Source organism: Streptomyces sp. NPDC021562 (assembly GCF_040640875.1).
In the GTDB taxonomy this organism is placed as follows: Bacteria; Actinomycetota; Actinomycetes; order Streptomycetales; family Streptomycetaceae; genus Streptomyces.
This window is the reverse complement of sequence record NZ_JBFACN010000001.1, coordinates 510,892-521,301: the sequence shown is the minus strand read 5'-3', so window position 1 is coordinate 521,301 and position 10,410 is coordinate 510,892. Positions and strand designations below refer to the sequence as shown.

The window sequence follows — 10,410 nt, the reverse complement described above, 5'->3', positions numbered from 1 at the left end:
CCCCGGCGTGGGCGGTCGACCCCCGGCGTGGGCGGTCGACCCCCGGCGTGGGCGGTCGACCCCCGGCGTGGGCGGTCGACCCCCGGCGTGGGGGGCCGGCCCCCCCCAGCGCGGGCGCCCTCACACCCGGCATGGGCCGCCGGACCCCGGCGCGGGCGGTCGGCTCCCCATGCGTGGGCGGCCCGACCCCCGACGCGGGCGCCCGGCTCCCCCAACGCGAGCCACCGAACCCCCGACACGGGCGCCCGGCTCCCCCGACACGGGCGGTCGGCTCCCCCGACGCGGGCGGTCGGCTCCTCCGGCGTGGGCCGCCGGACCCCCGACACGGGCGGTCGGCTCCCCCGACACGGGCCGCCAGACCCCCGACACGGGCGGTCGGCTCCCCCGACACGGGCCGCCGGGCCCTTGGCGTGGGTGGTCGGAACCGTCCGGCTGCCCTGCCGGGGGTGCTGGTGCGGGCTGTGGTGTTCAGTCGTCGTGGGTGACGGGCTCGCCGAGCATCGCCTGGATGGCGTCCACGGCGCTGCCGTCGTGGTCGCTGCCCGCCGTGCCTCGGCCCGCCTGCACGTTCGCCGTGCGGTCCACCTCCAGGATGGAGTCCGCGTGCGAGTTGTCGAGCACCGTGATCAGGCTGTCGCCGGCGTGGGCCGGGGCGGCGGCCCCGGCCAGCAGTGCGACGGCGGCGACCGCGGCCGCCCGCAGCACCGGCAGCGCGGCCGTCACACGCCCACGCCCTCGGGCTCGCCGAGCCGCTCGCGGGCGATGTTGCGCTCCAGCAGCGTCGTGGACACCTTGACGCCGACCCCTCCGTCCGCGTCCACCCGGGGCAGCCGGCCGTCCGCCGCCCTGAGTTCGCCGAGCGCCGTGTCCATCGCCTCGTGCGCGGCGAACAGACACGGTGTGGAGTAGATCGCCACGTCCACGCCCAGCTCGTCCAGCTCGGTCAGCGACAGCCGGGGCGACTTGCCGCCCGCGATCTGGTTGAAGAGCAGCGGTTTGTCGCCGACGACCTTGCGGATGCGGCGGATCCACTCCTCGCTGCGCACCCCGTCGACGAGGATCACGTCGGCGTCGGTGGCGGCGAGCCGCTCCGCGCGGTGCAGGATGTCGTGCTCGTCGGTGGCGTCCGTACGGGCCACGACGACCAGGTCCTGACGGGTCTGAAGGACCCGCTCCAGTTTCTCCAGGTACTCCTCCAGCGGCAGCACCTGCTTGCCGTCGGCGTGCCCGCAGCGGCGGGGCCGCTTCTGGTCCTCCAGGATCACCCCGGAGGCGCCGATCCTCTCCAGCCCCTCCACGACGTGGCAGGCGACCTCGGGGTCGACGTACCCGTCGTCGATGTCGACGAGGAGATGGTGGTGCGGGAACGCGCCCCGCAGCCGCTGGACGAAGGCCACCATGTCGGGCCAGGCGATGAATCCGATGTCCGGCAGGCCGTAGTACGAGGCGGCGAAGCCGAAGCCGGAGACGAACATCCCGTCGTAGTGCTTGGCCGCGATCGACGCCGAGTACATGTCGTACACGCCGATCAGCGGGGTCGTCCCCGGCCCGGCGATCTGCTCGCGCAGCTTCTTCCCGTAAGTCAAGGTCCGGCTCCTCCTGTGGGTGGCGCGGCGGCTCGGACGGCCGTCGCGTCTCAACGCCCTTTGCCAAGACAAGAGCATCTCTAGATACGCACGTGACCATCTCCGTGCGCGACCTTTACTCACTCCAATGGCGGATCGGGTTCACCGGAGAAACGTCACTGGTGGGCCGTGTGGCACAGCGGAACGCCCGTACGGGTGCACCGCCGGCCGGCTCAGAGCCCCGGCGTCGGCACGCTGTTGTCGGGAGGTCCGCCGTCCCCGTTGGTCGGCAGGTCGCCGCGCCGCACCGGCTCGCCGTCGGTGAAGGCCGGGTCGGGCGTGGGCAGCAGGGCGCCGAGTTCACCGGCGGAGGGCCGGTGGACCGCGCGCAGGGCCTTGCCGAGGACGGCCGCGGAGACGTCACCCTCGCCTTCGAGCCACACGACGCACCCCTTCTTCGCCACCTCGTACCGGTGGTGTCCGGCGTGGCGTGGCCGGTCGGTGTAGAGGTGGATGACGGCACGGGTGCTGTCCGTGTACGCGGCGGAGAAGCCGTCGTCGCCCTGGGCGCCGACGGACTGCTGGGCGAGGGTGAACCCGGGGGCGCGGGTGACGTAGACCAGGTCGGGCGCGATGCCCAGGGCCCTGGCCCGGGCGCCGATCCCGGCCCGGTCGGCGGGCGGTGCCGCGGCGCCGGAGCCGACCTTCTCGGTGCCGCAGCCGGTGAGCAGGGCGGCGGCGAGCAGCAGCGGCGGCAGGGCGCGCACGGCACGGATCATGGGCCCATCGTGCCGCACAGCTGTTCCACAGGCAGGGGGTTTTCCGGGCGCCCCCGGATGCGGGGGCACAGGTCCGATCCGTTCAAGACCGGCGCCGGGCCGGCCGCCTACGGTGACCGCATGACTCCACGATTCGCCGTGCTCGGCCTGGTCGTCTCCGACCTGTCCGCGTCCCTCGCCTTCTACCGCCGTCTCGGCCTGGGCTTTCCGCCCGGAGCCGAGGAACAGCCCCATGTCGAGGCCGAGTTGCCGGGCGGCCTCACCCTCGCCCTGGACACGGAGGAGACCATCCGCTCCTTCCACCCGGCCTGGCGGCCGCCGGCCGCGGGCGGCCGGGTGGGGCTCGCCTTCCACTGCGGCTCCCCCGCCGAGGTGGACGCGGTGTACGAGGACCTGGTCGGCGCCGGGTACCACGGCGAGCTCAAGCCCTGGGACGCGTTCTGGGGTCAGCGGTACGCCACGGTGCACGACCCCGACGGCAACGGCGTCGACCTGTTCGCACCGCTACCTCAGTAGGCCGGTCACCGGGACGCCCGCCAACGCCCTCACCTCGCGGGAGAGATGGGGCTGGTCCGCGTACCCGGCCCGGACGGCGGTCTCGGCGAGCGGCACCCCGGCCCGGGCGAGCGCGAGGGCGCGCCGCATCCGCAGCACCCGCGCCAGCGTCTTGGGCCCGTAGCCGAAGGCGGCGCGGCTGCGGCGGTGCAACTGACGTGCGCCGATCCCCAGTTCGTCGGCGACGGCGGCCACCGGCCACCCCGCGTCCAGCGCTTCGACGAGCCGCCCGAGCAACGGGTCGGCGGGCGCCGCGCCTTCGAGGGCGATCTCCTCCAGCGCGCGGCCGGGATCGGCGGCGCGGGCGACCCGGTCCCGGAGCCTGCGCGCGTCCGAAGCCGGCCAGAGCTCGCTCAGGTCGACGCGCCGGTCGAGCAGTTCGTACGCCGGCAGCCCGAGAAAGGCGGGCGCGGCCCCGGGAGCGAAGCGCAGCCCGGCCCACGCCCCGACGGCCCCGTCGGGGACGTACGCGGAGGTGTCGGGCCCGGCGACGAGCAGCCGTCCCTCGTTCCACAGCAGATCCATGCACCCGTCGGGCAGCACCCGTCCCGCACCGCCCGCGTCCGGGGTGTGCGCCCAGACAACCGCACCCCGGAGCCGAGACGGCCGTTCCCTGTACACGGACCTCAGCCTAGACGCGCCCTGACGGGGGGCGCTGGGGGTACCTCCGGCCGAAGGCTGGGGAGGAACTGCGCGACCGGCCCCCGCCGGGCCCGCGGCCCGCACCCGGCACGGCCACGGGCCACGGCGGAACCGCCCCCGGCCCTCACCCCTCCCGCTTGTGCGGCGGATGGCTGCTCTTCACGTGCGCGCGCAGCCGCGCCGTGACGTCCTCCGGCGGCAGGAACCGCGACCACCGCTCCGGGAACTCCGACGGCATGTCGGGGTCGTCGGGGTCGTCGGTCCCGCCCTCGCGCGCCGCCGCGGTCGCGCGGGCGACGTACTCGGCGACCTGGGCCTCCCGCAGCCGTTCGTTGGCGGCGCGGGCGGCGGCCGTCGCGGCGGCAGGCCAGACGCGGTCGATGGCGGCGTTCACGGCGGCGCCGACCAGCACCGCGAAGGCCGACACGCCGATCCACAGCAGGACGGCGACGGACGCGGCGAGCGAGCCGTAGATCGTGGCGCCCTCGATGGTGTGGGTGAGGTAGATGCGCAGCAGGAAGCTGCCGAGGACCCACATGGCGAGGGCGACCAGGGCGCCGGGCACGTCCTCGATCCACGGGGAGCGGACCGGCACGGAGACGTGGTACAGCGTGGTCAGGAAGACGATGGAGAGGACGATCACCACCGGCCAGTACAGGACCTGCACGACCGTCTCCGACCACGGCACGATCCGGACCACCGCGTCCGGTCCTGCCACCATCAGCGGCAGCGCCACCGACCCGATCAGCAGGGCGGCGATGAAGAGCAGGAAGGAGACGATCCGGGTCTTCACGATGCCGCGGACGCCGTCGAGGCCGTACATCACGGTGATCGTGTCTATGAAGACGTTCACCGCGCGGGAGCCCGACCACAGGGCGAACAGGAAGCCGATGGAGATCACGTCGGGGCGGCCGCCCTGGACCACGTCGTGCAGGATCGGCTCCGCGATCTCCTTGACGCCCTTGTCGGACAGGACCGTGCGGGAGGCGTCGAGGAGGTTGTTCTCCAGGCTGGCGATGGTGTGGGCGCCGGTCCAGTCGTCCACGTAACCGAGCAGTCCGATGAGGCTGAGCAGCAGCGGCGGCACGGACAGCAGGGTGAAGAAGGCGGCCTCGGCGGCGAGCCCGAGGATGCGGTACTCCATGCAGGAATTGACGGTGTCCTTGAGCAGCAGCCAGGCCGTCCTGCGCTTGGAGACGTTCCGGTAGAGGGCTCTGGCCCGGTGGAGCCGGCCGGAGGGCCGCTCGGGGATGTCGCTTGCTGGCTGCACGCTCTAACGGTATCCGCCGTCCGGGTCGCCACTCATCTCCCGGGGGCCCTGACCGGGTCGTTCCGGACCGGACCGGGAACCGGCCGGCCCGGTGCGGGATCATCCGGCGCGACCGGGGAAGTCGCTGTGTCACGCTGGAGACCACCGCCGTCGGCCCCGGGTAGGTTCGCAGACATGGCAGGCACCGCCACCCACACCGTCACCAACCAGCCGCCCCCGCTGGTCGGGTACGACCTGTTCACCGCCGACCACGCCCTCGTCGAGGCCGTGGCCCGGCACACCGCGCCCGAACTGCTCGACGAGGTGCGCTCCGAGCTGTCGGGCATCGGCTCCTCGGCCGGTTCGGCGCAGGTGCAGGAGTGGGGGGCCCAGGCGAACGAGCACCCGCCGCGGCTGCGCACCCATGACCGCTACGGGCACCGTGTCGACGAGGTCGAGTTCCATCCGGCCTGGCACCGGATGCTCGGCAAGGGGGTGGGCGCGGGCCTGACCACCGGCTTCGTACGGCCGGCCGGGCACGTCCGGCGGGCCGCCGCGTTCCTGGTCTGGACCCAGGTGGAGGCCGGGAACTGCTGTCCGCTGTCGATGACGAACGCGGCGGTGCCGGTGCTGCGCACGGACCCGGAGCTGGCCGCCGCCTGGGAGCCGCTGCTGACGTCGATGATCTACGACCGCGAGCTGCGGCCCGCCGGGTCGAAGGCCGGCGCCCTGTTCGGCATGGGCATGACGGAGAAGCAGGGCGGCAGCGACGTACGCGCGAACACGACCGCCGCCGTCCCGCTCGCGGAGTCCGGGACGTACACCCTCTCCGGGCACAAGTGGTTCTGCTCGGCGCCGATGTCCGACGGCTTCCTGGTGCTGGCCCAGGCACCCGGCGGCCTCACCTGTTTCCTGGTGCCCCGCGTCCTGGCGGACGGCTCCCGCAACGTCTTCCTCCTCCAGAGGCTCAAGGACAAGCTCGGCAACCGGTCCAACGCGTCGGCCGAGGTCGAGTTCGACGGGACCTGGGCGCGGCGGGTGGGCGAGGAGGGGCGCGGGGTGGCGACCATCATCGAGATGGTCGCCGCGACCCGGCTGGACTGCGTGCTGGGCTCGGCGGGGCTGATGCGGCAGGCGGTGGCGCAGGCCGTGCACCACTGCACGCACCGCGAGGCGTTCGGCGCCAGACTGGCCGACCAGCCGCTGATGCGCAACGTGCTGGCCGACCTGGCCGTCGAGTCGGAGGCCGCGACCACGCTGGCGCTGCGGCTGGCCGCCGCCTACGACGACGGGGGCGAGGCGGAACGGGCCCTGCTGCGACTGGCGCTGCCGGCCGCCAAGTACTGGGTGACCAAGCGCTGCGCGCCCCTCGTGGTGGAGGCGGCCGAGTGCCTGGGCGGCAACGGCTACGTGGAGGAGTCGGGACTGCCCCGGCTGGTGCGCGAGTCGCCGCTCAACGCCGTCTGGGAGGGCGCCGGGAACATCCAGGCGCTGGACGTCCTGCGCGCGCTGCACCGCGAGCCAGGCGCCCTGGACGCCTGTCTGCAGGAGATCGGCCGTGCCCACGGCGCCGACCACCGCCTGGACCGGGCGGTCAAGGACCTGTTCGCCGAACTGGCCGACCTGGAGGGCGCGCAGACCCGGGCCCGACGGCTCGTGGAACGGCTGGCGACGGTGCTCCAGGGCTCGTTGCTGGTCCGCTTCGCGCCGGCCGCGGTGGCGGACGCCTTCTGCGCCTCGCGGCTGGGCAACGACTGGGGTTCGACCTTCGGCACCCTGCCGCCGAGCCTGGACCTGGCGGCCCTGGTGGACCGGGCCCGGGTGCACGTCCCCGGTTGAGCGGCCTTCCCGCCGGGACGGGTCGGGGGTGGTGCTGCGCCGACACGGCACCACCCCCACCACGTCGGCCCATGTCAGGCCGCCGACGCCGTGGCGTCGGCCCAATTTTCGGCCACCCCCGGCTCGTTCACCAGGGTTGCAAGGGGTTGCAACCTGGGGGTGACTGTGTGCGGACCGTGTGCCTCCGGCACCGGAGAACGGCAGTATGAGACGCGCAGCCGGACCGGAAACCGCCGCCCGGACGGCTTGACAAGACTCTTCCATGCCTTTTCCGAGGACTGTCCGGGAGGACCTCAGTGGGGAACCCGCCGATGGACGTGGCCCGACTCGCCGTGCAGGACGCGGCCCAGGCGGCTCGGGTGCTGCGCGAGGTCCGCGAGGCCAGGCTCGCCGGACAACGTGGGCGGATCGCGCCCCGGCCGGTGATCGAGCAGTCCTGGGGGCGGATGCTGCGCCACGGTGTCGACCCCGACCACGACTTCCGCTCGGGGCTGCTGTCGGCCGACGAGGTCCGGCGCAGACGGGAGGAGACCCCCCTCAGGGACGTGCTGCCGGTCCTGCGCGAGGGGCTGCTTTCGGTCGCGGACGTCGCCCAGCACATCATGGTGGTGGCCGACGCCGACGGCCGGGTGCTGTGGCGTGAGGGTTCCTCGCGGGTGCTGCGCAAGGCGGACGGGCTGGGCTTCGAACTGGGCGCCGACTGGCGCGAAGACGTCGTCGGAACCAACGGGGTGGGCACCCCGGCGGTGGTGCGCAGGCCCGTGCAGGTGTTCGCCGCCGAGCACTTCGTGCGCTCGCACGCCTCCTGGACCTGTTCGGGCGCCCCCATCACCGACCCCCGGGACGGCACGCTGCTCGGGGTGGTGGATGTCAGCGGACCGTTGGAGACCATGCACCCGGCGACCCTGGCGTGGGTGAACTCGGTGGCGAAGCTCGCCGAGGCCCGGCTGCGGGAACTGCATCTGGACGCCCTGGAGCGGCTGCGGGCGGTCGCCGCCCCGGTACTGGCCCGGCTGGCCGGGCGGGCGCTGGTGGTGGACGCCGACGGCTGGACCGCAGCGGTCACCGGGATGGCGCCTCCGCGGCGGCTCGCGCTGCCCAAGTCCCTGTCCCCGGGCCGCCGTCGGCTGCCCGGCCTTGGGCTGTGCTCGGTGGAGCCGCTGGCCGGGGGCTGGCTGCTGCGGCCGGCGGACGAGCCGGTGCCGGCGGACGGCGGCCGGCTCGTGCTCGACCTGACCCGGCCGCGCCGGCCCGTACTGACGGTGGGCGGCGGCGCGGACTCCTGGACCCGTGAACTGAGTCCGCGGCACGCGGAGTTGCTGTACCTGCTCGCCGTACGGCGCGCCGGGCGCAGTGCGGCCGGTCTCGCCGAGGACCTGTTCGGGGACGCCTCGCGGACCGTCACCGTACGCGCGGAGATGTCCCGGGTGCGGCGGTACCTGGGAGCGCTCCTCGAACACCGGCCGTACCGCTTCCGTGAGGACGCGCGGATCGAGGTGCTGTTCCCCGACGACCCGCGGGACCTGCTGCCGTACTCGACCGCCCCGGCGGTGACGGTGGGCAGAACCCCGGGCCACCGGTCGAGGTGAACACCCCGTCGTCGGGGGCGCATTCGGCGTATCCGGGGCATCACGGGAGGTATCTTCCGTGGATTTGCGACGTCTTCGAGATACCGGGGGCCCGGCTGCCGTAGCATCCCGGTACGGGCCTCCCCACCTGCTCCTCGGTCAACGTACGGACCATCCGGCGCAGTTGGCCCGCCTCGGGAGGAGACATGAAGCATCGCGGCAGACACCGGCGACGCAGGCGGGGCGCGGCACTGCGCGCCGCCCTGGCCGGGACCGCGCTCGCGCTCACCGCGACCGCCACGATCGTCAGCGCCTCGCAGGCCACGGTCGCCGAGGACCCCGGCGCTCTGAAGCCCCTGACCTCCACCGCCGCCATGGCCCGGTTGCAACTGAAGGAGCACCTGGTGCCGCGGCGCTCGCTCGACCGGCTCGCCTCGGCGGCGGGCGGCACCGTCGGGGTCGCGGACGTCCTGCAGAACGCCGACCACACGCTGCGGGAGGCGGCCGACTGCGACTCCGGCGACCGGGACACGCTGCCGGTCGCGCCGGCGGCCGACGAGGCGTACTGCTGGGACCCCACCGACACCCTCACCGACGACTGGCGCCCGGCCTCGGTGACGACCTCGTCCGACGCGGACGACGACGGCCTGTGGGGCGCCAACCGCGTCGTCCTCGCCGGCTGGACGCACTCCACCACCTCCGGGCCGGCCGCCTCCCGGGGCCTGGCCCGGATCGCCGTGGTGGACGCGAACGACCCGGCCCACCCCACCTACGCCTGGGTCCTGCTGACCGTGCCCAGCGCCGACGGCAGCACCTACCGGGGTCTGACCTCGCAGATCTCCGGAATGGCCTGGTACGAGAACAAGCTGCTGGTCACCACCACCCCGGGCAGCGCCGACGCGCTCTACGTCTACGACCTGAACCGCATCCAGCGGACCTCGGTCCTGACGGACGCGGTCGGCCGGGTCCGGGGCGGCTGGTCGGCCGACGGGTTCCGGTACGCGATGCCGGCGGTGGGCTGGTACAGCTTCGCCGCGGGCGCCTGTTCCGGGGACGGCGCGCCCTGTCCGAGCGCGCTCTCGGTGGACCGGGGGACGTCCCCGGACAGTCTGGCGCTCGGCGAGTGGACCACCGCGGGCGACGACCGGCGGGCCCGGCTGTGGCGGTACGCGTTCGACGAGAGGCCCGCGCGCGACGGGCTGCTCGCCACCGACGCCGCCGGCCGGGTGGAGGCGATCGAGGCGTACCGGACGGGGGCCTCCGAGATCCGGGGCGTCCTGTCGTACCGGCCGCCTGGTGCGACCGACTCCGAGTGGTACGTCGGCCGTCTGCCCGGCGCCATGGACGGACACGGCGGCCTGTGGCGCCAGGACACCGACGGCGCGCACGGCAGCCGCTGCGGCTCGGACGCCTCGCACCGCTGCTGGGCCGCGGGTACCGGTTCGCTGTCGTACGCGTCCGACACGGGCGAGGTGTGGTCGGTCAGCGAGCGCATGCTGTTCTCGACGCCGCTGCGCTCGATCGACGCGTCGCTGCGCTAGCCGGGACGCGTCGTCGGACGCGGCACCTGGGCAAGCATCGACACGTCCGGGGCCGGGATGATTGCCTGGCCCCATGAGCAGCAGCATCGTCGTGACCACCTGGTCCCTGGAGCAGACCTCCCCCGCCGACCTCGTCCCGGCCGCCGCCCCAAAGGGCGACGGGGTGCGGATCGTCCGCGCCGAGGTCCCCTCCCCCGAGTTCAGCCGCTTCCTGTACGCCTCGGTCGGCGGTGACATCCGCTGGACCGACCGGCTGGGCTGGAGCCACGCCCGCTGGCGGGAGCACCTGGAACGACCGGGCGTGGAGACCTGGGTGGCGTACGACCGCGGCACCCCTGCGGGCTACGTCGAGCTGGAGCCGCAGGACGACGGAGTCGTGGAGATCGTCTACTTCGGGCTGCTCCCCGCCTTCCGGGGCCGCCGCATCGGCGGTCACCTGCTCTCGTACGGCGCCGCCCGCGCCTGGGACCTGGCGGAGCGGTGGGCGGCGCGGCCCCCGACGAAGCGGGTGTGGCTGCACACCTGCAGCCTGGACGGCGAGCACGCGATGGCGAACTACCAGCGCCGCGGCTTCACGCTCTTCGACACCAAGGCCGAGGAGGAACCGGACGTCCCGGCGCCGGGACCGTGGCCGGGAGCGTATCCCGACGCCCGCGGGTAAACGCGCCCGGA

The 10,410-nt window shown here is 74.1% G+C and carries 10 protein-coding genes; 5 read left to right on the top strand and 5 right to left on the bottom strand.

The annotated features are described in order from the left end of the window. Window positions 1-468: 468 nt before the first annotated feature. The 3 genes from AB0G52_RS02385 to AB0G52_RS02375 all read right to left on the bottom strand — a co-directional run bounded on the left by AB0G52_RS02385 (window position 469) and on the right by AB0G52_RS02375 (window position 2,344). A complete protein-coding gene (locus tag AB0G52_RS02385; RefSeq protein WP_207921777.1) occupies window positions 469-723 on the bottom strand; it encodes a hypothetical protein in 255 nt (84 codons plus the stop codon). Further along, window positions 720-1,586: an isocitrate lyase/PEP mutase family protein gene (locus AB0G52_RS02380; RefSeq protein WP_361332925.1), complete on the bottom strand. Its 867-nt coding sequence runs from the start codon at window positions 1,584-1,586 to the stop codon at window positions 720-722. Before AB0G52_RS02380 ends, AB0G52_RS02385 begins: the two co-directional genes overlap by 4 nt. A gap of 212 nt (window positions 1,587-1,798) precedes the next feature. Then, window positions 1,799-2,344: a membrane lipoprotein gene (locus AB0G52_RS02375; protein ID WP_361332922.1), complete on the bottom strand. Its 546-nt coding sequence runs from the start codon at window positions 2,342-2,344 to the stop codon at window positions 1,799-1,801. A gap of 120 nt (window positions 2,345-2,464) precedes the next feature. On the opposite strand from AB0G52_RS02375, the gene AB0G52_RS02370 reads away from it, so the two are divergent. Continuing rightward, window positions 2,465-2,860, top strand: a complete 396-nt coding sequence (locus AB0G52_RS02370; RefSeq protein WP_132890051.1) for a VOC family protein — start codon at window positions 2,465-2,467, stop codon at window positions 2,858-2,860. Here AB0G52_RS02370 and AB0G52_RS02365 read toward each other — a convergent pair. Beyond that, complete coding sequence (locus tag AB0G52_RS02365) at window positions 2,849-3,520, bottom strand: helix-turn-helix transcriptional regulator (RefSeq protein WP_361332919.1); 672 nt, start codon at window positions 3,518-3,520, stop codon at window positions 2,849-2,851. The genes AB0G52_RS02370 and AB0G52_RS02365 overlap by 12 nt on opposite strands. A 145-nt stretch (window positions 3,521-3,665) precedes the next feature. Beyond that, on the bottom strand, window positions 3,666-4,811 hold the full coding sequence (locus tag AB0G52_RS02360) for a YihY/virulence factor BrkB family protein (RefSeq protein WP_132890053.1): 1,146 nt from the start codon (window positions 4,809-4,811) through the stop codon (window positions 3,666-3,668). Between the two features lie 174 nt (window positions 4,812-4,985). Between AB0G52_RS02360 and AB0G52_RS02355 the strand changes: the two genes are divergently transcribed. From AB0G52_RS02355 to AB0G52_RS02340, 4 genes are all read left to right on the top strand, one after another. Then, the gene (locus AB0G52_RS02355; RefSeq protein WP_361332916.1) at window positions 4,986-6,629 is read left to right on the top strand and encodes an acyl-CoA dehydrogenase family protein; all 1,644 of its coding nucleotides are present in this window, start codon (window positions 4,986-4,988) and stop codon (window positions 6,627-6,629) included. Between the two features lie 311 nt (window positions 6,630-6,940). Then, on the top strand, window positions 6,941-8,218 hold the full coding sequence (locus AB0G52_RS02350; RefSeq protein ID WP_361332913.1) for a GAF domain-containing protein: 1,278 nt from the start codon (window positions 6,941-6,943) through the stop codon (window positions 8,216-8,218). A 185-nt stretch (window positions 8,219-8,403) separates the two neighbouring features. Continuing rightward, window positions 8,404-9,738 carry a hypothetical protein gene (locus AB0G52_RS02345; protein WP_361332910.1) on the top strand — a complete coding sequence of 445 codons (1,335 nt, stop codon included), beginning with the start codon at window positions 8,404-8,406 and terminating at the stop codon, window positions 9,736-9,738. A gap of 73 nt (window positions 9,739-9,811) precedes the next feature. Next, entirely contained in the window at window positions 9,812-10,399 is a 588-nt protein-coding gene (locus AB0G52_RS02340; RefSeq protein ID WP_132890057.1) for a GNAT family N-acetyltransferase, read from the top strand. Window positions 10,400-10,410: the final 11 nt, after the last annotated feature.

Excerpts from the sequence above, each read along its gene's own strand:
- AB0G52_RS02355 (WP_361332916.1), top strand. The coding sequence starts at position 4,986 with ATGGCAGGCACCGCCACCCACACCGTCACCAACCAGCCGCCCCCGCTG.
- AB0G52_RS02340 (WP_132890057.1), top strand. The coding sequence starts at position 9,812 with ATGAGCAGCAGCATCGTCGTGACCACCTGGTCCCTGGAGCAGACCTCC.
- AB0G52_RS02350 (WP_361332913.1), top strand. The coding sequence starts at position 6,941 with ATGGACGTGGCCCGACTCGCCGTGCAGGACGCGGCCCAGGCGGCTCGG.
- AB0G52_RS02370 (WP_132890051.1), top strand. The coding sequence starts at position 2,465 with ATGACTCCACGATTCGCCGTGCTCGGCCTGGTCGTCTCCGACCTGTCC.
- AB0G52_RS02345 (WP_361332910.1), top strand. The coding sequence starts at position 8,404 with ATGAAGCATCGCGGCAGACACCGGCGACGCAGGCGGGGCGCGGCACTG.
- AB0G52_RS02375 (WP_361332922.1), bottom strand. The coding sequence starts at position 2,344 with ATGATCCGTGCCGTGCGCGCCCTGCCGCCGCTGCTGCTCGCCGCCGCC.